At 71.9% G+C, this 22,726-nt stretch carries 19 protein-coding genes, 1 tRNA gene and 1 pseudogene; 12 read left to right on the forward strand and 9 right to left on the reverse strand.

Annotation, left to right across the window (positions count from 1 at the left end; all coding sequences use genetic code 11):
* Positions 1-9 precede the first annotated feature (9 nt).
* On the forward strand, positions 10-1,335 hold the full coding sequence (locus ACNFOC_RS29320) for a leucine-rich repeat domain-containing protein (RefSeq protein WP_416962105.1): 1,326 nt from the start codon (positions 10-12) through the stop codon (positions 1,333-1,335).
* Here the strand turns inward: ACNFOC_RS29320 and ACNFOC_RS29325 are convergent.
* The gene (locus ACNFOC_RS29325; protein WP_416962089.1) at positions 1,313-3,139 is read right to left on the reverse strand and encodes an AAA family ATPase; all 1,827 of its coding nucleotides are present in this window, start codon (positions 3,137-3,139) and stop codon (positions 1,313-1,315) included. The genes ACNFOC_RS29320 and ACNFOC_RS29325 overlap by 23 nt on opposite strands.
* The gene (locus ACNFOC_RS29330) at positions 3,140-4,582 is read right to left on the reverse strand and encodes a DUF2201 family putative metallopeptidase (protein WP_416962090.1); all 1,443 of its coding nucleotides are present in this window, start codon (positions 4,580-4,582) and stop codon (positions 3,140-3,142) included.
* Between the two features lie 91 nt (positions 4,583-4,673).
* Here ACNFOC_RS29330 and ACNFOC_RS29335 point away from each other — a divergent pair.
* Positions 4,674-4,749, forward strand: a tRNA-Trp gene (locus ACNFOC_RS29335).
* A 24-nt stretch (positions 4,750-4,773) separates the two neighbouring features.
* On the opposite strand, the gene ACNFOC_RS29340 is transcribed toward ACNFOC_RS29335, so the two are convergent.
* From ACNFOC_RS29340 to ACNFOC_RS29355, 4 genes are all read right to left on the reverse strand, one after another.
* Positions 4,774-5,622 (reverse strand): hypothetical protein, encoded by an 849-nt coding sequence (locus tag ACNFOC_RS29340; RefSeq protein WP_416962091.1) that lies wholly within the window; start codon positions 5,620-5,622, stop codon positions 4,774-4,776.
* Positions 5,623-5,692: 70 nt separating this feature from the next.
* The gene (locus ACNFOC_RS29345) at positions 5,693-6,667 is read right to left on the reverse strand and encodes an acyl-ACP desaturase (protein WP_416962092.1); all 975 of its coding nucleotides are present in this window, start codon (positions 6,665-6,667) and stop codon (positions 5,693-5,695) included.
* 216 nt (positions 6,668-6,883) lie between these two features.
* Positions 6,884-7,660, reverse strand: coding sequence for a dimethylargininase (gene ddaH, locus ACNFOC_RS29350; RefSeq protein ID WP_416962093.1), 777 nt, complete (start codon positions 7,658-7,660; stop codon positions 6,884-6,886).
* Positions 7,661-7,817: 157 nt separating this feature from the next.
* The gene (locus ACNFOC_RS29355; RefSeq protein WP_416962106.1) at positions 7,818-9,437 is read right to left on the reverse strand and encodes an ABC-F family ATP-binding cassette domain-containing protein; all 1,620 of its coding nucleotides are present in this window, start codon (positions 9,435-9,437) and stop codon (positions 7,818-7,820) included.
* Positions 9,438-9,773: 336 nt separating this feature from the next.
* Here ACNFOC_RS29355 and ACNFOC_RS29360 point away from each other — a divergent pair, with 336 nt between their 5' ends.
* Positions 9,774-10,607, forward strand: a complete 834-nt coding sequence (locus tag ACNFOC_RS29360; RefSeq protein ID WP_416962094.1) for an isocitrate lyase/PEP mutase family protein — start codon at positions 9,774-9,776, stop codon at positions 10,605-10,607.
* Position 10,608: 1 nt separating this feature from the next.
* Here the strand turns inward: ACNFOC_RS29360 and ssgD are convergent, their stop codons facing one another.
* Positions 10,609-11,025: a spore wall synthesis regulator SsgD gene (gene ssgD / locus ACNFOC_RS29365; protein ID WP_416962095.1), complete on the reverse strand. Its 417-nt coding sequence runs from the start codon at positions 11,023-11,025 to the stop codon at positions 10,609-10,611.
* Positions 11,026-11,266: 241 nt separating this feature from the next.
* On the opposite strand from ssgD, the gene ACNFOC_RS29370 reads away from it, so the two are divergent.
* From ACNFOC_RS29370 to mmpA, 3 genes are all read left to right on the forward strand, one after another.
* Positions 11,267-12,361 (forward strand): WD40/YVTN/BNR-like repeat-containing protein, encoded by a 1,095-nt coding sequence (locus ACNFOC_RS29370; RefSeq protein WP_416962096.1) that lies wholly within the window; start codon positions 11,267-11,269, stop codon positions 12,359-12,361.
* A gap of 91 nt (positions 12,362-12,452) precedes the next feature.
* Entirely contained in the window at positions 12,453-13,142 is a 690-nt protein-coding gene (locus ACNFOC_RS29375; RefSeq protein ID WP_416962097.1) for an endonuclease V, read from the forward strand.
* Positions 13,143-13,217: 75 nt separating this feature from the next.
* Complete coding sequence (gene mmpA / locus ACNFOC_RS29380; RefSeq protein WP_366430049.1) at positions 13,218-13,355, forward strand: morphogenic membrane protein MmpA; 138 nt, start codon at positions 13,218-13,220, stop codon at positions 13,353-13,355.
* Positions 13,356-13,576: 221 nt separating this feature from the next.
* On the opposite strand, the gene ACNFOC_RS29385 is transcribed toward mmpA, so the two are convergent.
* Positions 13,577-13,792, reverse strand: coding sequence for a hypothetical protein (locus ACNFOC_RS29385; RefSeq protein WP_416962098.1), 216 nt, complete (start codon positions 13,790-13,792; stop codon positions 13,577-13,579).
* A gap of 152 nt (positions 13,793-13,944) precedes the next feature.
* Positions 13,945-15,123 carry a saccharopine dehydrogenase family protein gene (locus ACNFOC_RS29390; protein WP_416962099.1) on the reverse strand — a complete coding sequence of 393 codons (1,179 nt, stop codon included), beginning with the start codon at positions 15,121-15,123 and terminating at the stop codon, positions 13,945-13,947.
* Between the two features lie 91 nt (positions 15,124-15,214).
* Here ACNFOC_RS29390 and ACNFOC_RS29395 point away from each other — a divergent pair.
* From ACNFOC_RS29395 to ACNFOC_RS29420, 6 genes and pseudogenes are all read left to right on the forward strand, one after another.
* Positions 15,215-15,629 (forward strand): annotated as a pseudogene (locus tag ACNFOC_RS29395) (MmcQ/YjbR family DNA-binding protein).
* 116 nt (positions 15,630-15,745) lie between these two features.
* Positions 15,746-16,915, forward strand: coding sequence for a CaiB/BaiF CoA transferase family protein (locus ACNFOC_RS29400; protein ID WP_416962100.1), 1,170 nt, complete (start codon positions 15,746-15,748; stop codon positions 16,913-16,915).
* Between the two features lie 24 nt (positions 16,916-16,939).
* Positions 16,940-18,154, forward strand: coding sequence for an acetyl-CoA C-acetyltransferase (locus tag ACNFOC_RS29405; protein ID WP_416962101.1), 1,215 nt, complete (start codon positions 16,940-16,942; stop codon positions 18,152-18,154).
* A gap of 80 nt (positions 18,155-18,234) precedes the next feature.
* A complete protein-coding gene (locus ACNFOC_RS29410; RefSeq protein ID WP_416962102.1) occupies positions 18,235-20,430 on the forward strand; it encodes a 3-hydroxyacyl-CoA dehydrogenase NAD-binding domain-containing protein in 2,196 nt (731 codons plus the stop codon).
* A gap of 97 nt (positions 20,431-20,527) precedes the next feature.
* Complete coding sequence (locus ACNFOC_RS29415) at positions 20,528-22,159, forward strand: thiamine pyrophosphate-binding protein (protein ID WP_416962103.1); 1,632 nt, start codon at positions 20,528-20,530, stop codon at positions 22,157-22,159.
* An 80-nt stretch (positions 22,160-22,239) separates the two neighbouring features.
* The coding region (locus tag ACNFOC_RS29420) for an IclR family transcriptional regulator (protein ID WP_416962104.1) at positions 22,240-22,726 on the forward strand (487 nt) is incomplete at its 3' end.

Consider the following 22,726-nt stretch of genomic DNA (forward strand, 5'->3'; position numbering starts at 1 on the left):
CGGGCCGCGGTGCACCCTGGGACGGGAGACCGCGATCCAGGCCGTGACCTGGGACGGGGACGGCTGGCCGAGGCTGCGGCAGGGCGGCTGGCACCCGGCGGTCGAGGTGGACGTAGCGAGGAGTCCCCGGGTTTCCCCGCGGTCGCCTTCGCCGGTGTTCCGTACATCGTGCCGCGACCCGTCGCCGAACTCGGCCCGCTGCTCGACTGGTTGAGGGCGGGCCGGCCCGCCGGGGAGCGGCTCGACTTCGCCGTCGGGACGGCGTTGCCCGACGGGCGGCTCGACCTGTGCAAGCAGGAGCTGGGGGCGGAGGGCGCCGCGCTGGTCGCCGAGGCACTGGCCCAAGGGCCGTCTCCCGTACGGCACTTGCTGCTCGGCACGGACGGGCTCGGTGACGAGGGTGCCGAGGTCGTGGCCGGTGGGAGTGGTGAGGTCGAGACGCTCTATCTCGGCTGCAACGGGATCACGGCCGGTGGTGCCTGTCGGATCGCCGACCAGCTGCGTGCCTCGCCGCAGGTCGTCACCGGGGTGTGGCTCAAGCGCAACCCGCTGGGCAGCGGTGGCGGGCGGGCGGCGGCCGAACTCGTGGAGTCCGCGCGGTCGTTGCGCACGCTCGACCTCGTGCAGACCGGGCTCGACCCGGCCGGCGTGACCGTCCTCGCCGACGCGCTACTCGGCGCCGCCGGCAACGGGCGCCGTATCGAGCGCCTCTTCATCGGCGGCAACCCGCTCGGCGCGGCCGGCGCCGCACCCCTCGCCGCCGTCGTCGCGGCGGGCGCGATCGACGAACTCTACGTGTCCGCCGCCCAGTTGGGGGACCAGGGCGCCCTCCTCCTGGCCGACGCCCTGGAGCAGGCGCCGTACGGGCGGCTCACACGGCTGTCCGTCGCCAGCAACGGCATCGGCCCGCGGGTCGCGGCGCGGCTGGTGTCCGCCGCCACCGCGGCCGGGGTCGGTCTGCTGGACCTCGGGCGGGTGCGGGCGGCGGCCGTGCTCGGCGCGGCCGACAACCACGTCGATCTGACCGCCGCCGAGAGCATCGCCCAAGCCCTCGTGGCCGCCGAGCACCGCCTCACCCATCTCGTGCTGTCCCACACGGGGATGCGCAGCCGCGAGGCCCACCGTCTCCTCGACACGGCACCCCGCGCGATCTCCCCCACGCGCTTCGTCCTCGGCCAGGGAATCGCCGCCAGCATCAAACGCCGCCTGGAGTCCCTCACCGCCCACATCCCCGCGCCCCTGCTCGCCCCCGACGTGGCCGCCGTACGCAGCGTGCACCGCACCGCGCGGCCGGGGGAGGCCGAGCACGGGGTCAGCGACGCGCCAACCCAGTGAAGACGTCCGTCCAGAACCGCTGTTGCCGCTCCGACGCCCCCACCAGATAGGTCGCCCGGAGCTTCGCCGGCAGCAGGGCCACCATGCGGGCCACCACCGCGCGGTGCTTCTTCAGCTGGGACAACTCCGCGTTGGCGAGGATCTGGTGGACCACGTCGCTGTCGTCGCTGCCCTCGTCGGTGTGCTCGGCGGCACGGCGCAGCCGGGCCTCCCAGAGGTCCGCGTCACGGGCCAGTTCACGCAGGCCCGTGACCGGGCGGCCCTTGAAGCGGTCGATCAGGGCGGTGAGCGGCACGGGCGCGTACTCGCCGTCGCCGAGATAGACCGTCGCCATCTCCAGCGGCAGGCCGCGCCGGTGCAGCTTGATGAGCCGCTCCAGCGTGCGCTTGGTGATCCAGGCCCGGCCCTCGTCGTCGATGTCGTGCTTCCACCACTCCAGCACCGTCTCCGCGTCCGAGCCGTACCGCGCGAGCAGCCACTCGTTCGCCGGGATGTCCTCCGGATCCACCGTCAGGGAGGCCGTGAACCTCGTCGCCTGGGCGATGTTGTTGCGCGACACCAGCAGCTTGCGGCCCAGGTGGTACGGCGGGTTCTGGACGGCGATCTGTGCCCTCAGGTTCTCGATCCGGCGTCCCGCCAGCGACCACTCCTGGGTGATCTCCATCAGCTTGGCGAACGCGGCCTTGTCCTTGGGGCGGTTGTACTCGTCCCAGACGATCGCCTTGGGGCCGGGCCCGGTGAAGTTCGCGGCCAGCAGGTTGTCCAGGGTGCCGTCCGGCGACGGGATCGGCGCGCACAGGTCCTCGACGTTCGTCACCGGGAGCGAGAAGTACAGCGGCTCCCGGCCGAGGCCCGCGCGGACCGTCTCCCGGACCAGCTCCGTCTTGCCGCACCCGGGCGGCCCTTGCAGCAGCACCGTCCAGCGGTTGCGCAGCGCGGCCCGCACCACCTGCCGTACCGGGTCGGGGACCGTGGCCGGGTTGGGCACGCCCAGGGCCTCGGCGATGCGGTCCAGGATCTCCGCCGTGCGGTTCTGCCCGGGCCTGCCGTCCGGGCCCGGCTCGGCCAGCCGCAGCCGCTCGCCGTCGATCAGGGGCAGGCCCCAGCGGAGCGGGAAGCCCTCCTTCGCGTTGGCCAGGACGTGGTCCAGCGTGCGCGGGGACAGCAGTTCGCGCAGCGCGGGCGAGAGCGACGCCCAGACGCTGAACACCGGACGGAGGTCCCAGGGGCGGTACTTGGCGGCCAGATGACGGCGCCAGGACGTGTCGTTCGCCGTGATCCGCATCGTGACCATGCGGTCGAGCAGCGCGAGGTCGCCGCGCCGGGCCGAGGTCTCGGACAGCGACTCGTTGTCCGTGAGGAAGACACCGACGCAGCCGAGCGCCCGCAGATCGTGCTCGCCGAGCGTCCAGTTGCAGGCGATCTGCATCAGCTGCGACTGGATCGTGTCGCCCGCCTGGAGCGAGTCGTCGATGAGCAGCACGAACGGCGTGCCCGGCTTCAACTGGCTCATCACCAGCTGGCGCAGCACGAGTTCACCGGTGTGCGGGTCGCGCACCGGCGCGTTGATCAGCAGGTCGTCCGGGGTCAGATTCGCCGCCGGGACGTACACCAGCGCGGTGCCCGGGTGGGCGCGGCCGATGTGGGCGAAGAACGTCGCCGTCTTGCCGATGCCGTGCTCGCCGAAGACCTGCCCGGTCTGCCCGATGTCGATCATCGCGTCGATGAACGACTCCAGACGCGACGGCTCACGCCGACCGTGCCCGGCCTGCGGGGTCGTCGACTGCCCTGTCTCCGTGGTCATTTACGTCGATCCTGTCGTGACGCGATGGCAGTCCATCGCCGGGTTGTGCGTCTCGGGCCACTCGCTGCCGCCCTCGGTGATCAGCCAGATCCATTTGCCCGGCTCGGCGGGCGTGACCGGCGGCGCGTGCCCGTCGGTGAGCATCACGACCGCGTCCGGGGTGACGTCGAACCGCCGGCCGTTCACCTCGGTACGCCCCTCCACGTAGTCCGCGACCACCTGGAAACTCGTGCCGCCACCGCCGTAGACCCTCCCCCAGACTCCGTCCGGGGGGACCCCCATCTCGCTTCGCTCGCCCGGCCGGAACGGCATCACCACCGCGTCGAAGGACAGCCAGTGCGCCTCGACGCCGTCGATGCGGCCGACGAGTTCGGTGAGCCAGGTGATCACCTGGTGCGGCATCGAGCCCGAGGTGTCGTACGCGATGACCAGGACCTTGTCGCGGACCGGGCCGCGGCGCGCGAGCATCGGGTCCTGGCCGAGGGCCGCGAGCAGGGCGCCGCGCTTCTTCGGGTACACCAGGCGCTCGCCGTCGCGCAGTTTCGAGCCGAGGACGTCGACGAGCCAGCGCTGCCACCAGTGGACCGTACGCGTGCGTGCCGTCTCGCCGCGCAGGACGCCCGCGCCGAGGGTCCCCCAGATCCGGCCGGCCCGCGCGGAACCGTCCTCGGTGCGGCCCATCAGGTCGAGCAACTCCCGCTCCGCGCCCGTGTGTCCGCGCCGGGCCGCCAGCAGCGAGTTCAACAGCGCGGACGACGCCACCGCGTCCACCGTCTCCTGGTCGGCCGGTACCCGCCCGTCCACCAGGTGCACGCACAGATGCCGCTCCGGGACCGGAGGGTGCCGCATCCGCTTCAGCTCGCCGTAGACCTTCATGTCGGTCGCGACGAACTCCTCGTAGGGCACCGGCTCCAGGCCGTGCGCGGTGAGGTCGTCGCGGTACAGGCCGTGGATCTTGTGCGGGTCGATGCCTGTCGGCCGGCCGTCCAGCAGAGGCAGTCCGGTGCGGCCGAGGCGGACCAGGGCGACATGGTTGATGGAGACCTCGGCGGCCAACTCGAAGACCGGGTCGTCGCGCAGGTCGAGGTCGGCGAACAGATGGCGCTGCACCAGATGCCGTGCCTCGTGGAAGAGCACGAACTTCACGCCGTCCAGGCCGAGTCCGACGAAGAAGTCCGGGTTGAAGAGCAGCAGGCAGGAGCCGTCGCCGGAGGCGACCACGGCCGCCGTGTCCACCGCCGTGGTCGGGATCTGGTGATGGCACTTCGCGTACAGCCAGGACGCCACCGCCGACTCCGTCAGCCCGAAGTCCAGTAGCGCGGCCTCCTTCAGCCGCCGCGCCTCCGCGACCACCGCCGGGTCCGCCGGCCGGTACCGCTCCAGCGCCCTGCGGTCGGCCAGATCGACCACAGGGGTACGCCGACCCCGCTCCCCGTACGCCATGTCACGCCCCCCGCGCCGCAATTCCCCCAGTGCCTCATTGGTACCAGGCCGCACTGACAACGGGCCAAGGCATTACCCTCTGGTGCCAAGGGCGGGGTCGTAGCGCAGAGGCAGGCGCATTGGTCTCCAGAACCGGAACACGCTGGTTCGAATCCAGCCGCCCCGCCCCCCTCAAGCCCTCATGGCCCGGCTCAGGCGATCGCGCCCGCCGTCACCACCAGCTCCACCGCGTTCCCGTGGAACGTGTCGATGAGCTGTGCCAGCACCGCCCAGGCGTCCTCGCGGTCGGCCAGGTGCTCGCGCACGAGCGGGCGCAGGGCGTCCTCGGCCTCGGCCACGCGCGCGGGGAACGTCAGCCGGCCCGTGGAGAGCACCTTCAGGACGTGCGAGGCGGGGCCCCAGGCGGTCGCGTAGTCGGCGGGGCCGTCCAGGACGCCGGCCTGCTCGACCCGGTGGGTGAACTTGCGGTGCGTGCCGAAACGCGCGCGCAGCGCGGGCGGGCAGTCCGGGCGTATCGACAGCGCCCAGCGCGCGTAACCGGGCAGCGGGCGATCCTGGTCCGCCTCGGTGACCGCCTGCCAGTCGGAGCGCTCCAGGACCATCGACGCGGCCGTCCGCGCGGACTGCATGGACGTGCCCTCGCGCAGGGCGCCGACCAGGCCGAAGCGGGTGAAGTTCTCGGGGACCGGCGGTTCGTCCTCCTGCCGCACGCTCCTGGCGACGGTCAACGGCTCCACGCGCGCGTGGCCGAACGGCACACCCCGCGCGATGGCACGCCGCATCGCGTTGTCCGCGGAGACGTGCCGCCAGACCCACTGGTTCAGTTCCGGGTCGTCCTCCTCCAGAACCCACAACAGCACGGAGGACGGCACCGCCGTCCTCGTCCAGGACCAGAGCACAGTGTTGCGCCGGGCCTCGGGAGTCGCCTCACCCTCCGGCTCCGGGAGGCCGATCCGCCGCCGTATCCGCTCGGCGTCCGCGCTGTCGATCAGGTGCAGCAGGAAGCCGACCGCCGCCCCCGACGTGCTGTTGTCACGCATGGCCGCATGATGCCGCAGCGGGGGCGCGTCCCGCACCGGTAAATCGATCACCGGGTGCGTTCGTGGTCGGTCAGGCGCTCGCGCGGGCCGCCATGCGGGCCTTGCGGGTCGCCAGCTTCTCGTCGAACTTCGAGGCCTCGGAGTCCAGGCCGCCCATGTAGAGCCCGATCTCCTCCTGCGCCTGCTGGCCCTCGGGGCCGAGACCGTCGATCTCCATGACCTTCAGGAAGCGCAGCACGGGCTGGATGACGTCGTCGTGGTGGATGCGCATGTTGTAGACCTCGCCGATGGCCATCTGCGCGGCGAACCGCTCGAAGCCGGGCATCCCGTAACCGGGCATCCGGAAGTTGACGAGGACGTCGCGCACGGCCTGCATGGTGAGGTCGGGGGCGAGCTCGAACGCGGCCTTCAGGAGGTTGCGGTAGAAGACCATGTGGAGGTTCTCGTCGGTCGCGATACGGGCCAGCATGCGGTCGCAGACCGGGTCGCCCGACTGGTGGCCGGTGTTGCGGTGCGAGACGCGCGTGGCCAGTTCCTGGAAGGCGACGTACGCGACCGAGTGCAGCATCGAGTGCCGGTTGTCCGACTCGAAGCCCTCGCTCATGTGCTGCATGCGGAACGCTTCGAGCTTGTCCGGGTCGACCGCGCGGGAGGCGAGCAGGTAGTCCCGCATGACGATGCCGTGCCGGCCCTCCTCCGCCGTCCAGCGGTGCACCCAGGTGCCCCAGGCGCCGTCGCGGCCGAACAGGGAGGCGATCTCGTGGTGGTAGCTGGGGAGGTTGTCCTCCGTAAGGAGGTTCACGACGAGGGCGATGCGGCCGATCTCCGTGACCTTGGACTGCTCCTTGCCCCAGGCCTCGCCGTCCTCGAAGAAGCCGGGGAAGTTGCGGCCGTCGCTCCACGGGACGTACTCGTGCGGCATCCAGTCCTTGGTGACCTTCAGGTGCCGGTTGAGTTCCGTCTCGACGACTTCCTCGAGCGCGTACAGCAGCTTGGCGTCGGTCCAGACTGCGGGGCTGCCGAGGTTCGGGGAAGTGATCGTCACGGGGACTCCAGGGGGACGCGGTACAAAACTGAACAAACCGGCGAGCGGTGCCGGGACCTGATGCAACTTACGGAATCGTAGGCTACGAAACCGTAGGTTACGAGACCGTAGGTTAAGGACGCTGTAAAGATCGCTGTTCAGGCCGTATCGCCGGGGAATCCCGCGGAGCCCCAGGGCCGCAGGTCCCGGCGCCGAACGGGCGGTTCCGTCACCCGTTCAGGCGTACAGATCCCGGAGCCGGACCGAGAGGCACGTCACACATCCTTCGAGTTTCTCGAACTCGCTGATGTCCACCACGACCGGTTCGAGGCCGAGATCGCCGAGCAGGTCGGCCGTCTTGGGCGCGCTCGCCGCCATCAGCACCTTGTCGCCGCCGAGCAGCACCACATGCGCACCGGCCTCCTCGGGCACCGACAGGAAGCGCGGGAACAGCGAGGGCCGGTCCACCTTCGGGATGTGCCCGAGCACCGTCCCGTCGGGCAGCGCGGTGACCGCCGACTTCAGATGCAGCACCTTGCTCACGGGCACGGTGACCACCCGCGCCCCGAGCGGCTCGAACACGGCCCGCAGCTGCTGGACGCCGGCCGCGTTCGTCCGGCCGCCCCGGCCGACGTAGATCGTGTCGTCGACCTTGAGCACGTCACCGCCCTCCAGGGTGCCCGGCTCCCAGACCCAGTTCACCGAGCAGCCGAGCCGGGCCACCGCCTCCTCGACCCCGCCGGTCTCCTCGCGCCGGGACTCGGCGCCGGGCCGGGCGATCAGCGCCACGTTCTTGTACATGACGACGGCGTCCTCGACGAACACGGAGTCGGGGCAGTCGTCGGCCGGATCCACCTCGATCGTCTCCCAGCCGTGCACCCGCAGCGCGTGCGCGTACGCCTCCCACTGCTCGACGGCCTGCTCGACGTCGACCTTCTCCCGCTCGATGTGCGTGACCAGCCCTTCGGCCAGGCGCGGGCTGGGGCGGCGGACGAGGGCCTTCTTGCTGGGCACGAGCGGGACTCCGTATCGGCGGGATCGTTTCGGCGCCGTTGTCGGGGCACCGGTTGGCCATCATGCGTCACCTGTCCGTGCCGACAAAACCCCTCACGTGAGGCTGTGGCCCTCCTGAGATGCGCCCGGAGGGCCCGGACCGGGTTCCGCGCGGGCGCTATGCCGGGTGTTCCACCTCCTCCGGCGTGATCGTCCGCAGCTCCCCGTCGAGCAGCAGCCAGCGTGTGACGCCGATCGACTCCAGGAACGGCAGGTCGTGACTGGCCACGATCAACGCCCCTTCGTACGACTCCAGCGCCGAGGTGAGCTGCCGCACGCTCGCCATGTCGAGGTTGTTCGTCGGCTCGTCCAGCATCAGCAGCTGGGGGGCGGGCTCCGCCAGCATCAGCGCGGCCAGCGCCGCCCGGAAGCGTTCGCCGCCGGACAGGGTCGCCGCCTGCTGGTCGGCGCGGGCACCCCGGAACAGGAAGCGGGCCAGCCGCGCCCGGATCCGGTTGTTGGTGGCGTCCGGGGCGAACCGGGCCACGTTCTCGGCCACGGTCAGCTCACCGTCGAGCACGTCGAGCCGCTGCGGCAGGAAACGCAGCGGGACATGCACCGCCGCCTCGCCCGACACCGGCTCCAGCTCCCCGGCGATCGTCCGCAGCAGGGTCGTCTTGCCCGCGCCGTTGCGGCCGATCAGCGCGATCCGCTCCGGCCCGCGCAGATCGAGGCCGCCCACCCGCGCGCCGTACGCGAGTTCCAGGTCCATGAGGGTCAGGACCTGACGACCCGGCGGTACGGCCGTGTACGGCAGGTCGACGCGGATCTCGTCGTCGTCCCGTACGGCCTCCACCGCTTCGTCGAGCCGTTCCTTCGCGTCCGCGAGCCGCTCCTCGTGCAGGATGCGGTGCTTGCCCGCGGACTCCTGCGCGGCCCGCCTGCGCGCGCCCATGACGATCTTCGGCTCGCGCTTCTGCTCGAACATCTTCTGTCCGTACTTCTTGCGGCGGGCCAACTTGACCTGGGCGTCGGACAGTTCGCGTTTCTGTTTGCGGAGGTCCGCCTCGGCGACGCGCACCATCCGTGTCGCGGCGTCCTGTTCGGTGCTGAGGGCCTCCTCGTAGGCGGAGTAGTTGCCGCCGTACCAGGTGATCCCGCCGGAGCGCAGATCGGCGATCTGGTCGACCAGGTCGAGGAGTTCACGGTCGTGGCTGACCACGATCATCACTCCCGGCCAGGACGCGACGGCCGAGTACAGCCGCCTGCGGGCGTACAGGTCGAGGTTGTTGGTCGGTTCGTCGAGGAGCAGGACGTCCGGCCGTCCGAGCAGCAGCGCGGCCAGCCGCAGCAGAACCGACTCGCCGCCCGACACCTCGCCGATGGTGCGGTCCAAGTCGATGTGTCCCAGGCCGAGTTCACCGAGTGTGGCGAGAGCTCGCTCTTCTACGTCCCAGTCGTCGCCGAGTGTCTCGAAGTGCTCCTCGGCCGTGTCACCGGCCTCGATGGCGTGCAGGGCGGCACGTCGAGCGGCGATGCCGAGGGTCTCGTCGACGCGCAGGGCGGTGTCGAGCGTGACGTTCTGCGGGAGGTAGCCGACCTCGCCCGCGACCCGTACGGCACCGTCGGCCGGGGCGAGTTGACCGGCGATCAGCTTCAACAGGGTTGATTTTCCTGAGCCGTTGACACCGACGAGCCCGGTCCTTCCGGGTCCGAAGGCGGCGTCCAGGTCCTCGAAGACGGGGGTCCCGTCGGACCAGGCGAAGGAGAGGGACGTACAGGTGACGGAGGTATGCATGAGTGCCTCGCGGTTGCTTGACGCGGTCATGGGCGGACGCGTATCGAGACACCGCGAGGCGGGAGACCGGTCCCGGGGGCAGAGGAAAGGCCCTGTTCCGGAGGACGGCTCGGACGCCGAGGTCGTACACGACGGACACACCTCACGGGTGTGTGCGCGGTGTCTCACAACCTCAGACGAGCAACGTCCTTCTCCGATCGACGGCAACAGAAGCGAGGGCAACGCTACGAACGGCGTCATGGGGCTGTCAACGCATTAAACGGGAGCCCGCGACCCGCACGCCGATGTCGGATTCCTGCCAGCCAGGGGTCGCCCGTGGCTGCTTGAGTGGGCCGCATGACGAACCAGAACACCCTCCGTGACCGGGCTCTGGCCTTCCGCGCGCTGCATGTGCCGGGACGTCCGCTGATCCTCCCGAACGCCTGGGACGCCGCGAGCGCCCGCATCGTCGAGGACGCGGGCTCGTCCGCCGTGGCGACCACCAGCGCGGGCCTCGCCTGGGCCCTCGGCGTCGCGGACGGCGACCGGCTGGACCGGGAGCGGGCCCTGGAGGCGGTCGCCCGCATCACGGCGATCGTCGCCGTACCGGTGAGCGCGGACATCGAGAGCGGCTTCGCGAAGGACCCGGCGGGCGTCGCCGACACGGTCCGCGCGGTGCTCGCGGCGGGCGCGGTGGGGGTGAACATCGAGGACGCGCTCTACGGAGGTGAGGGCGTCCTGCGTCCGGTCGCCGAGCAGGCCGAGCGCATCGCCGCCGCCCGGGAGGCCGCCGACGCGGAGGGCGTGCCGCTGTTCGTCAACGCGCGCATCGACACGTATCTGCGGGGTGCCGGGGGAGTGGACGCGACGCTGGAGCGGGCCGCCGCGTTCCGTGCCGCGGGCGCCGACGGGATCTTCGTCCCCGGGGCCGTCGAACCGGGAACGGTCAAGGAACTCGCCGACGGGATCGACGCGCCGCTCAATGTGCTGGTCGGCCCCGGCGCACCGCCGGTCGCCGAACTGGCCGCGCTGGGCGTCGCGCGCGTGAGCGCCGGCTCCAGCGTCGCACTGGCCGCGTACGCCGTGGTCCGCCGTGCCGCGCGGGAGCTGCTGGACACGGGTACCTACGGCGCGCAGACGGGAGGGCTCGGCTACGGCGAGCTCAACTCCCTGCTGGCGCGGGGGAACTAGCTCAGCAGGCGTCCCGCATCAGCTCGGCGAGGTCGTGGTCCAGGTCGAGCTGGAGGTGTTCGAGACCGGCGGGCACCAGCTCGCCGGTGGCGTGCAGGAAGCGGCGAATCTCGGACGAGTGGACATGCACGACGGCGGTGCCCTCGGGGGCGTGGAACTCCAGGACGGTGCGGTCGAAGCCGTAGGGCCGCACCCGGACGTCGCCATGGCCCTCGGTGCCGTGCAGACCGGCGGCGAGGAGTTCCCGGGCGAAGGTCCAGCAGACCTCGACGCCCTCCAGGGTGGCCGGCGCCGGGAAGGTCATCCGGACGGCGAAGGGGTCCCGCCGGTCGTAGTGCAGGGTGGCGGGAATGCTCGGCATCCGCGGTGCGGCGGCGACGAGGCGGGCCTCTACGGGCTGCTCGATGACGATGGACAACGCCTTGCTCCCTTGTGTGACGGCGGTGCTGGCTGCGATGACGGCCGGACGGGCTCCTGAAAAGACTCCGTAGCGGACCCCCGGTCGGATGGGTCCGCACTTGAAGAGACGCTGGAACGGGCCTGTTCGTGCACACGAATTTCGAGTGACCTCCGTCACCGCTGCTCATATGCGCCCAAGGCGGGCGCGGGCATCTGGACGGCCCCCGGGGAGTGGGCTAGCTTCGCCCGCCATGAGGCGCATGGGGAAGACGCGACAAGCGGGACGTACGTACCGGAGCGTGGCCGTGGCGGTGGCGTGCGGGGCGGCGCTGGCCGTGCTGACCGCCGTACCGGCACAGGCACGGGACACGGCGCACTGGGCTCCGCACTGGCAGCTCAAGGACAGCGGGGCCGCCGACGTGCGGTTCCGGGGGCTGTCGGCCGTCAGCCGGAACACCGCATGGGTGGCCGGGACCGCGGGCACGGTGCTGCGCACCACCGACGGCGGGGCGAACTGGCGGAACGTCTCGCCGCCCGGCGCCGCCGACCTCCAGTTCCGCGACATCGAGGCGTTCGACGCGCGGCGCGCGGTGGTCCTGGCGATCGGCGAGGGGGAGGCGTCCCGCGTCTACCGCACCGACGACGCCGGGGCGACCTGGACGGAGTCCTTCCGCAACACCGACGCGAGCGCCTTCTACGACTGCATGACCTTCTTCGACAGCCGGCACGGCCTCGCGATGAGCGACCCGGTGGACGGGAAGTTCCGCATTCTGTCGACGGGCGACGGCGGCCGTTCCTGGAAGGTGCTGTCCAATGCCGGGATGCCGGCCGCGCTCGACGGCGAGGCGGGCTTCGCGGCGAGCGGCCAGTGTCTGGTGAGTTCCGGGCCGAGGGACGTCTGGCTGGCCACCGGCGGGGGCGCACGCGCGCGTGTCCTGCACTCCGCGGACCGGGGCCTCACCTGGACGGCGGCCGACACACCGATCCCGGTCGGTGACCCCGCGCGCGGGGTGTTCGCGCTCGCCTTCCGCGACCGTACGCACGGCCTCGCGGTGGGCGGCGACTACAACGCCGGCCAGCCTTCACCGCTGGCGGCGGCCGTCACGGGCGACGGCGGCCGCACCTGGCGCCCGGCCACGACCCCGCCGCCCGCCTACCGCTCCGGCGTCGCCTGGCTGCCCCACAGCCGTGCCACGGCCCTCGCGGTCGGCCCCACGGGCACGGACCTCACGACCGACGCCGGCCGCACCTGGACGACGGTGGACACCGGCTCGTACGACACGGTCGACTGCGCGGCGGACCTGGGCTGCTGGGCCGCGGGGGAGAAGGGACGCGTGGCACGGCTGGAGAACTGAGAAGGCCGGCCGGGATGTCGGGCGGGGGCGGGGCCACTACGGCCCCGCCGCTCTTTCGCGCTCCCAAGATCCCCGTACGCTCGGCACCACCATGACGACCGTACGCATTCCCGCGGGCTGGCCCGCGACCGAGGACCAGGCCCGCGCCGTCCAGGACGAGTTGCGGGAGCGGGTGGTGACCGACGAACCGGGGCCGCCGCCAAGAGCCGGGCACGTCACCGGAGTTGACGTCGCCTACGACGACGAGCGGGACGTGGTGGTGGCCGCGGCGGTCGTGCTGGACGCGGCGGACCTCACCGTCGTCGCCGAGGCCACGGCGGTCGGCCGGGTCTCCTTCCCGTACGTGCCCGGTCTGCTCGCCTTCCGTGAAATCCCCACGGTGCTGGCCGCGTTGGAGGACCTGCCCTGCCCGCCGGGCCTGGTCGTGTGTGACGGCTACGGCCTCGCCCACCCCCGCCGTTTCGGCCTCGCCAGCCACCTCGGCGTCCTCACCGGCCTGCCCACGATCGGCGTTGCCAAGAACCCCTTCACCTTCACCTATGACGACCCGGGCACCCCGCGCGGCTCCTCGTCGCCGCTCCGTGCGGACGCCGACGAGGTCGGCCGCGCCCTGCGGACCAGGGACGGAGTGAAGCCGGTGTTCGTCTCCGTGGGCCACCGGGTGACCCTGGACAACGCCTGCGCCCACACCCTCGCGTTGACCCCCGAGTTCCGCCTCCCGGAGACGACCCGCAGGGCGGACGCGCTGTGCCGGCGGGCGCTGCGCGAGGCGACGGCCTGAGCACCGGTACTGAGTACGTGGTCTGAGTACTTGTACGGATGTGGCGGCCCCCGCGTGATCGGCAGGCTGTCCCGTATGACAACGCACCGTTCCCCGAAGCCCGTTGCCCACCCGAGCCAGCCCGTCGAGCGTGCCGTGATGATCGCGCTCGTCCTGTCCGTGGCGGCGGGCCTCGCCTGGATCGGCGGAATGATCTACACGCTGTGGCCGTGAGGCCGGGGCCGCACCGGTGCGGGAAACACTCGAGCCCCACCCCGCAAGTAGCGGTGTGGGGCTCGGACTTGAGCGCCGGGCAGGCCTTGCACCTGCATTTCCCCGCAGGAAGCGGGGCGTCTTTCCTTGGACCACCGACGCGCGACCAGACCCCGGAATGTTCCGGCGACCGGCTCAAGATCCATCGTAGCCCATTCCGATGGGTGCCCTGAACTCCCTGATCAGTGCGGCCAGTTCATGGCCCGGCGCTCCGCGGCGGCATGCCACCAGCCGGGCGGGGAAGGGTCGACAACCCCGGCGGTGGGCTGATCCGGATGCAGTCCCAGACGCCGTAGCGCGTCGGCGCGGACCCGGACGTCGAACCAGCCGTGCCAGTGGCCGTCGGGCCCGATGCCGCAGGCGAGGTCCCAGCGCAACTCCTCCTGGGCGAAGGGCATCCAGTCGATGCCGTGCCCGCGCAGTCAAGCGCGCATGGCCGCCCACGGCGAGAGGCGGCCCGGCAGGTTCTCGTAGGCCGCGACGGTGATCCAGTCGGTGTTCGGCGTCTCCATGGCGTCCATCGTGACATGGGGGTCCGACACCGACACCGTCAGCGGCTCGCCGCCACCCGGAACGTGATGCCCGCACTCCGGAGCCGTTCGATGAGGGCGTCGCCCATCGCCGCCGCCGTCGTCACCTGGCCCGCTGTGGGCGGGAGTTCGTCGAGGGCGAGGGAGAGGGCCGATTCGGCGAACATCTTCGCCGTCTCGTCGTAGCCGGGGTCGCCGCCCGCGACCTCCGTGAAGACCCGGCGGCCGCCGCCCTCGCCGACGAACTTCACGGAGAACCAGCTCTTCGCGCGCTTCTCCGGGCTCGGTCCGTCGCCGGGCTTGAGGCGGTCGGACAACCAGCGGCGGGCGGGCGGGAGTTGGGCGACTGTGGCCAGCGCGCCGGCCGCCGTGACACCGCCGAGCGCCACGGGGAGGTGTCGTGCGGCCGCGTAGTGGCGGTAGCGGAAGTCGGGGCCGTAGCGCTCCAGGGCCTTCGCGGATCGTTCAACGACCTGCGGGTCGATGGTCGGCAGCGGCACCGCCCAGGAGCCGATCTCCCCGGCGAACCTCGGTGCCCCCATGGGCGCACCGGCCCGGCGGCCCACCAGCCGTGGTTCGTGACGTCGCCGCTCCCTGGCGGCGGCCAACACCTGCCTGCCGCGCCCGAGTTGGGTCAGCGCCGTGGCGAACGTACCCCCGGAGAACATCGCGTCGACGGTCACGAAGCCGTCCACCGTCAGGGGCACCCCCTCCGGCAGTTGCAGGACCGTGAAGTACGCCCCCAGGTCGTGCGGGATCGAGTCGAAGCCGGCGGAGTGCACCAGCCGTGCGCCAGTCTCACGCGCGCGTGCGTCGTGGCGGACGTACGTCAGGTCGACGAACTCCGGCTCGCCGCTGAGGTCCAGATAGTCGGTGCCGGCGTCCGCGCAGGCCGCGACGAGGGCCTCGCCGTAGGTGACGTAGGGGCCGACCGTCGTGGCCACCACGCGCGCGTGCCCGGCGAGTTCGCGCAGGGAGGCCGGGTCGGAGACGTCGGCCCGGAGTACGCCGACCGACGTGCCGCCGGGGAGCCGTTCGCGCAGCCGCTTCAGTTTCAGCTCGTCGCGGCCGGCGATCGCCCAGCGCAGGCCCTCGGGTGCGTGCGCGGCGAGGTACTCCGCGGTGAGCGCGCCGACGAAGCCCGTGGCTCCGAAGAGCACGATGTCGTAGGGACGATCCGTCCTGTTCAGCCTGCTCATGACACTCCTGGGTCCCGCAGCCCGCGCCGCTGTCGGTGGCTGAGGCTAGCGTGAAGAGTGCGGTGCCCGACGACGAGCCCGGAGGTATCAGGTGGCCGTGCCCACGAACGCCCTGAAGAAGCGGGCGAAAGTACGCGAGTTCGCCCTCGGGCTGCCGGGTGTCGTCGAGGCCGCGCGGCGGAGCCGCATATCGATACTGCCCCTGGGGTGAGAGCGTCGCGAAGGTCAACAGGAAGGTGTTCGTCTTCCTCGGGGTCGACGACGGCAGCTATCCGCTCGCCATGACGGTCAAGCTCACGGACGAGGCGGCCCATGCCCACGCGCTCACCTCGCCCGGCGCCGAGCCGGCCGGCTACGGCCTCGGCAAGGCCGGCTGGGTGCGCGTCCCGCTCGCCGGGCAGGGCGCCCCGGCCGCCGAGCTGCTGTGCGACTGGGTGGAGGAGAGCTACCGCACGATCGCCCCGAAGCGCCTGACGGCCGAGCTGGATGCGCAGGGCCGGCGCTAGCCGTGGCCAACGGCGGGTAGCTTGGCTAAGCGCTTGCTCGCCCAGGCCTTGTGTCGAGTGGAACACGTTCTTATCATCACTGGTGTTACATCAGTTGTGTCACAGCTGGGGGCTGGATGACAGCGGCAACGACGCCCGGGCACGGCCCGCTCTCCGGCGTGCGCGTGGTCGAGCTGGCCGGCATCGGCCCCGGCCCCTTCGCGGCCATGCTCCTCGCCGACCTGGGCGCCGACGTCGTCCGCGTCGACCGGCCCGGCGGCTCCGCACTCGGGGTCAGCCCGGAGTACGACATCACCAACCGCAACAAGCGCTCGGTGCTCGTCGACCTGAAGGCGCCGGACGGCCCCGCGCGCGTGCTCGACCTGGTCGGACGCGCCGACATCCTGATCGAGGGCAACCGCCCCGGCGTCACCGAGCGCCTCGGCGTGGGCCCCGAGCCCTGCCACGCCCGCAACCCCCGGCTCGTCTACGGCCGCATGACCGGCTGGGGCCAGGACGGCCCCCTCGCGCAGCGCGCCGGGCACGACATCGCGTACATCGCGCTCACCGGCACCCTCGGCATGATCGGCAGCCCCGGGGAGCCCCCGCCCGCCCCCGCCAACCTGCTCGGCGACTACGCGGGCGGCTCGCTCTACCTCGTCGTCGGCGTCCTCGCGGCCCTGCACCACGCGCGCGTGACCGGCACCGGCCAGGTCGTCGACGCGGCCATCGTCGACGGCACCGCCCACCTCTCCGCGATGATCCACGGCATGCTCGCCGCCGGCGGCTGGCAGGACCGGCGCGCCGCCAACCTCCTCGACGGCGGCTGCCCGTACTACGGCACGTACGAGACCGCAGACGGCAAGCACATGGCGGTAGGGGCCCTGGAGCCGCAGTTCTACGACGAGTTCGTGGACCTGCTCGGCCTCGCGGACTTCGCCGACGCCCGCCGGGACTGGACGCGTTGGGGCGAGCTGCGCGAGGCGGTCGCGGCCCGCTTCCGGAGCCGTACGAGAGACGAGTGGACCGCCGTCTTCGCGGGCACGGACGCGTGCGTGGCGCCCGTGCTGTCGCTGCGCGAGGCCCCGCACCATCCGCACCTCGCCGCGCGCGGCACCTTCACGGAGCACGGCGGGATCACCCAGCCCGCCCCCGCACCCCGGTTCTCCGCGACGCCCACCTCGGTGCGCGGCGGACCCGCCCGGCCCGGCGCGGACACTTCCGACGTGGCCCGGGACTGGGACGTCCCCGGACTTCTCGGCGCTGTTGACGACCCTCAGCGAGGAAACCCCTCGGCGAGTCTTTGAACACCCTCATCGAAAGGCTTGGCAGTGAGCACCGAAGCGTATGTCTACGACGCGATCCGCACCCCGCGCGGGCGCGGCAAGGCGAATGGATCCCTGCACGGCACGAAGCCCATCGACCTGGTCGTCGGACTCATCCACGAGCTCCGTGACCGCTTCCCGGACCTGGACCCGGCCGCGATCGACGACATCGTGCTCGGCGTCGTCGGCCCGGTCGGCGACCAGGGCTCCGACATCGCCCGCATCGCCGCCGTGGCCGCCGGACTGCCGGACACGGTGGCCGGAGTGCAGGAGAACCGCTTCTGTGCCTCGGGCCTCGAAGCGGTCAACATGGCCGCCGCCAAGGTGCGTTCGGGCTGGGAGGACCTCGTTCTCGCCGGTGGTGTCGAGTCGATGTCCCGGGTGCCGATGGCCTCGGACGGCGGCGCCTGGTTCAACGACCCGATGACGAACCTCGCCGTCAACTTCGTGCCCCAGGGCATCAGCGCCGACCTGATCGCCACGATCGAGGGATTCTCGCGGCGCGACGTGGACGAGTACGCGGCGCTCTCCCAGGAGCGGGCGGCCACCGCCTGGAAGGAGGGCCGCTTCGAGCGGTCCGTGGTGCCGGTGAAGGACCGCAGCGGTCTTGTCGTCCTCGACCACGACGAGCACCTGCGCCCCGGCACCACCGCCGACTCCCTCGCCAGGCTGAAGCCGTCCTTCGCGGACATCGGCGAACTCGGCGGCTTCGACGCCGTGGCCCTCCAGAAGTACCACTGGGTCGAGAAGATCGACCACGTCCACCACGCGGGCAACTCCTCCGGCATCGTCGACGGCGCCTCCCTCGTCGCCATCGGCTCGAAGGAGGTCGGCGAGCGCTACGGCCTCACCCCGCGCGCGCGGATCGTCTCCGCCGCCGTCTCCGGCTCCGAGCCGACCATCATGCTCACCGGACCCGCGCCCGCCACCCGCAAGGCCCTCGCCAGGGCCGGGCTGACCATCGACGACATCGACCTCGTCGAGATCAACGAGGCCTTCGCCGCGGTCGTCCTGCGCTTCGTGCGCGACATGGGCCTGTCCCTGGACAAGGTCAACGTCAACGGCGGCGCCATCGCGCTCGGCCACCCGCTCGGCGCGACCGGCGCGATCATCCTCGGCACGCTCGTCGACGAACTGGAGCGCCAGGACAAGCGCTACGGCCTCGCCACGCTGTGCGTCGGCGGCGGCATGGGCATCGCGACGATCGTCGAGCGCATCTGACGACCCCAGCGGCCACCGGAGCCATTCCGGGGCCACCTGCGGCTTCCGAGGCCATCAGAGACTTCTACGGAGAACCCCTCATGACCGAGAGCACCACCATCCGCTGGGAACAGGACGACACCGGGATCGTCACCCTCGTCCTCGACGACCCCGACCAGTCCGCGAACACCATGAACGCGGCCTTCCGCGACTCCCTCACCGTGATCGCCGACCGCCTGGAGGCCGAGCGGGACTCCATCCGCGGCATCATCGTCACCTCCGCCAAGAAGACCTTCTTCGCCGGCGGCGACCTGCGCGACCTCATCCGCGTCACCCCGGACACCGCCCAGGAGTTCTTCGACGGCGGCCTCGCCATCAAGCGGAACCTGCGCCGCATCGAGACCCTCGGCAAGCCGGTCGTCGCCGCGATCAACGGCGCGGCCCTGGGCGGCGGTTACGAGATCGCCCTCGCCTGCCACCACCGGGTCGCCCTCGACGCGCCCGGCTCGAAGATCGGCTGCCCCGAGGTCACCCTCGGCCTGCTCCCCGGCGGCGGCGGAGTCGTCCGTACGGTACGGCTGCTGGGCATCACCGACGCCCTGCTGAAGGTGCTGCTCCAGGGCACCCAGTACAGCCCGCGCCGCGCCCAGGAGAACGGCCTCGTCCACGAAGTGGCCACCACCCCGGACGAGTTGATCGCCAAGGCCCGCGCCTTCATCGACGCCAACCCGCAGTCGCAGCAGCCCTGGGACAAGCCCGGCTACCGCATCCCGGGCGGCACCCCGGCCAACCCCAAGTTCGCGGCCAACCTGCCCGCCTTCCCGGCCTCCCTGCGCAAGCAGACCAACGGCGCGCCCTACCCGGCGCCGCGCAACATCCTCGCCGCCGCCGTCGAGGGCGCCCAGGTGGACTTCGAGACCGCCCAGGTCATCGAGACCCGCTACTTCGTCGAGCTGGCGGTCGGCCAGACCTCGAAGAACATGATCCAGGCGTTCTTCTTCGACCTCCAGGCCGTCAACTCCGGTGCCAACCGCCCCCAGGGCATCGCCTCGCGCCCCGTCCGCAAGGTCGCCGTCCTCGGCGCCGGGATGATGGGCGCCGGCATCGCCTACTCGTGCGCCCGCGCGGGCATCGACGTCGTCCTCAAGGACGTCACGCCGGAGGCGGCGGCCAAGGGCAAGGCCTACTCCGAGAAGCTCTGCGCCAAGGCCGTCTCCCGCGGTCGTACGACACAGGAGAAGGCGGACGCGCTGCTCGCCCGCATCACCCCCGCCGCCGACCCGCAGCAACTCGCGGGCTGCGACGCGGTGATCGAGGCCGTCTTCGAGGACACCTCGCTCAAGCACAAGGTGTTCCAGGAGATCCAGCACATCGTCGAGCCCGACGCGCTGCTCTGCTCCAACACCTCCACCCTGCCCATCACCGCCCTCGCCGAAGGCGTGGAGCGACAGGCCGACTTCATCGGGCTGCACTTCTTCTCGCCGGTCGACAAGATGCCCCTCGTCGAGATCATCAAGGGCGAGCGCACCGGCGACGAGGCCCTCGCGCGCGCCTTCGACCTGGTCCGGCAGATCAAGAAGACCCCGATCGTCGTCAACGACTCGCGCGGCTTCTTCACCTCACGGGTGATCGGGCACTTCATCAACGAGGGTGTCGCGATGGTCGGCGAGGGCATCGAGCCCGCGTCGATCGAGCAGGCCGCCGCACAGGCCGGCTACCCGGCCAAGGTCCTTTCCCTGATGGACGAGTTGACGCTCACGCTCCCGCGCAAGATCCGCAACGAGTCCAAGCGAGCAGTGGAGGAGGCGGGCGGCACCTGGCCCGGCCACCCCGCCGAAGCCGTCATCGACCGCATGGTCGACGAGTTCGGCCGCACCGGCCGCAGCGGCGGCGCGGGCTTCTACGAGTACGGCGAGGACGGCAAGCGCGCCGGTCTGTGGCCGGGCCTGCGCGAGCACTTCACCCGCGAGGGCGCCGAGATCCCCTTCGAAGACATGCAGGAACGCATGCTCTTCTCCGAGGCCCTCGATACCGTCAAGCTCTTGGAGGAAGGCGTGTTGACGTCCGTGGCGGACGCCAACATCGGGTCCATCTTCGGGATCGGCTTCCCCGGTTGGACCGGCGGCGTTCTCCAGTACATCAACGGCTACGACGGCTACGCCGGGGAGGAAGCCGGCCTGCCCGGCTTCGTGGCACGCGCGCGTGCACTCGCCGAGCGCTACGGGGAGCGGTTCACGCCGCCCGCGCTGCTCGTCGAGAAGGCGGAGAAGGGGGAGCGCTTCAGCGACGCGCGCTGACGTATCGCTGAGCGACACGCTGCCCTTGCCCTCGGAGGACGGGACCCGGACGCTGACCTGCGAACCGGTCACCGGTCCCGTCCCCGAGGAGCCCCCCATGGGTCACCGTCCCGCCCTCGCCTTCCTCGACATCCTGCGCGGCGAGGGCGTGGACCGGATCTTCGGCAACCCCGGCACCACCGAACTCCCTTTCCTCGCCGCCCTGTCGGAGACCGAGAACGCCCCCGAGTACGTCCTCGGCGTCCACGAGGGCGCCGTCGTCTCCATGGCCGACGGCTACGCGCGCGGCACCGGCCGCCCGGCGTTCGTCAGCCTGCACATCGCCGCCGGACTCGCCAACGGCCTCATCGGCCTTCTCAACGCCCGCCGTTCGCGCACCCCGCTCGTCGTCACGGCCGGCCAGCAGGACCGCCGCCACCTCCAGCAGGACCCCATGCTCTCCGGCGACCTGCTCGGCCTCGCGGCGCCCGCCGTGAAGGCGACGTACGACATCCAGCACGCCCGCGACCTGCCCCTCGCCCTGCGCCGCGCCTTCGCCCAGGCCCAACGGCCGCCCGCCGGGCCGGTGTTCCTGTCCCTCCCCATGGACCTGCTCGCCGAGGACACCGAGGTGGAGGTCCCCGCCCGCACCGCACCGCCCAGGCCCGGCCCCGCCGCCGGACTCGACCGGGCGGCCGTACTGCTCGGCGCCGCCGCCCGCCCCGCGATCGTCGCCGGGGACGGAGTGGGCCGCGAGGACGCGGTGGCCGCGCTCGTGCGCACGGCGGAGGCCTGCGGCGCGACCGTCCACCACCAGCCGATGGCCGACTGCCTCAACTTCCCTGCCACACACCCCCTTTACGCGGGGATGCTGCCACCGCGCCACGACGCGATCCGGGCCGCCCTCGCCTCGTACGACACCGTCCTGATCGTCGGTGCCCACGCCTTCACGCCCCACCACTACAGCCCCGGGCCCGCCCTGCCGCCCGGCATCACCGTCGTCCAACTCGACGCGGACGCCGATGAGATCGGCCGCAACTTCCCCGCCGACGCCGGGCTCGTCGGCGCGCTCGCCCCCTCGCTCCACCGGCTCGCCGAGCTGCTGCGCGAGCAGGTGCCCGACCACACGGCCAAGGCCCGCACCCTGCGCGCCGGCGAACGGCACACCGCCGAACGCGACCGCGCCGACTCCGCCGCCCGCGCCGCCTACTCGGCGGCACCGCTCGCCCCCTGGGCCGCCGCCCACGCCGTCGCACGCGGCCTGCCGGCAGACGCCGTGGTCGTCGAAGAGGCCATCACCGTCGGCCTGTTGCTCCGTCGGCTGCTACGGCTCGACCGCCCCGGCAGCTACACCCACGCCGTCGGCGGCGGCCTCGGCTGGGGCATCGGCGCCGCCGTCGGCCGCTCGCTCGCCGAGCCCGGGCGGCCCGTGGTCTCGGTCCTCGGCGACGGCTGCGCGCTGTTCGGACTCCAGGGGCTGTGGAGCGCCGCACGGCAGCAGGTGCCGGTGCTGTTCGTCGTGATGGGCAACGGCAGCTACCGCACACTCCAGGACACGTACGGGGCGATGGGCGGCCGGGGAGTCTGCCCCGGCACCGAACTGGGCGCCCTGGACTTCACCCAGGCCGCACGCTTCTTCGGCGTCGACGCGATACGGGCCGACAGCGCGGATCATCTGCGTGAACTGGTCGCCGGGGCCGACGAGTTGACCCGGCCGATGCTCGTGGACGTACCGCTTCGCAACTCGTAGACGTACCGCTTCGATTGCGGTCGCGACTCACCCGTACCCACACCTTGTCACCCGCGCGAGACAGCGACCACCATCGGTCCATGACGGACGGGCCGCTGCCGAAGTCGGTGCTCGCACGCGGGGTGTTGCTGCTCCGTGCCTGCGGCGACGCCGGGACCGCGCTCTCCCTCGCCGAACTCGCCCTGCGCACCGGGCTGCCCAAGCCGACGGCATACCGGCTGATCGGCGAACTGGTCCGGCTCGGCCTGGTGGACCGCACCCCGGAAGGCAGCTACCGCATCGGGCTCGCCCTCTTCGTCCTCGGTCAATCGTCGCCGTCCGTACGGGAGTTGCGGGACGTGGCACTGCCCTACCTGGGCGACCTGCACGAGGCGACCCACGAGAACGTCCACCTGGCCGTCCCGGACGGCACCGACACCCTGTTCCTGGAGAAGATCACCGGCCGCCGCGCCACCCCGATCGTCTCCCGCACCGGCGGCCGACTCCCGGCCCACTGCACCGCCACCGGCAAGGTCTTCCTCGCCCAGGACCCGCGCCCGCCCCACCGCACCCTGCCCCGCCTCACCC

This window comes from Streptomyces colwelliae (genome assembly GCF_048158785.1).
GTDB lineage: Bacteria > Actinomycetota > Actinomycetes > Streptomycetales > Streptomycetaceae > Streptomyces.

Coding starts and splice junctions, on each gene's coding strand:
- ACNFOC_RS29325 (WP_416962089.1), bottom strand. CDS start 3,139: ATGACCACGGAGACAGGGCAGTCGACGACCCCGCAGGCCGGGCACGGT.
- ACNFOC_RS29330 (WP_416962090.1), bottom strand. CDS start 4,582: ATGGCGTACGGGGAGCGGGGTCGGCGTACCCCTGTGGTCGATCTGGCC.
- ACNFOC_RS29340 (WP_416962091.1), bottom strand. CDS start 5,622: ATGCGTGACAACAGCACGTCGGGGGCGGCGGTCGGCTTCCTGCTGCAC.
- ACNFOC_RS29355 (WP_416962106.1), bottom strand. CDS start 9,437: ATGCATACCTCCGTCACCTGTACGTCCCTCTCCTTCGCCTGGTCCGAC.
- ACNFOC_RS29360 (WP_416962094.1), top strand. CDS start 9,774: ATGACGAACCAGAACACCCTCCGTGACCGGGCTCTGGCCTTCCGCGCG.
- ACNFOC_RS29370 (WP_416962096.1), top strand. CDS start 11,267: ATGGGGAAGACGCGACAAGCGGGACGTACGTACCGGAGCGTGGCCGTG.
- ACNFOC_RS29375 (WP_416962097.1), top strand. CDS start 12,453: ATGACGACCGTACGCATTCCCGCGGGCTGGCCCGCGACCGAGGACCAG.
- mmpA (WP_366430049.1), top strand. CDS start 13,218: ATGACAACGCACCGTTCCCCGAAGCCCGTTGCCCACCCGAGCCAGCCC.
- ACNFOC_RS29385 (WP_416962098.1), bottom strand. CDS start 13,792: ATGCCCTTCGCCCAGGAGGAGTTGCGCTGGGACCTCGCCTGCGGCATC.
- ACNFOC_RS29390 (WP_416962099.1), bottom strand. CDS start 15,123: ATGAGCAGGCTGAACAGGACGGATCGTCCCTACGACATCGTGCTCTTC.
- ACNFOC_RS29400 (WP_416962100.1), top strand. CDS start 15,746: ATGACAGCGGCAACGACGCCCGGGCACGGCCCGCTCTCCGGCGTGCGC.
- ACNFOC_RS29410 (WP_416962102.1), top strand. CDS start 18,235: ATGACCGAGAGCACCACCATCCGCTGGGAACAGGACGACACCGGGATC.
- ACNFOC_RS29415 (WP_416962103.1), top strand. CDS start 20,528: ATGGGTCACCGTCCCGCCCTCGCCTTCCTCGACATCCTGCGCGGCGAG.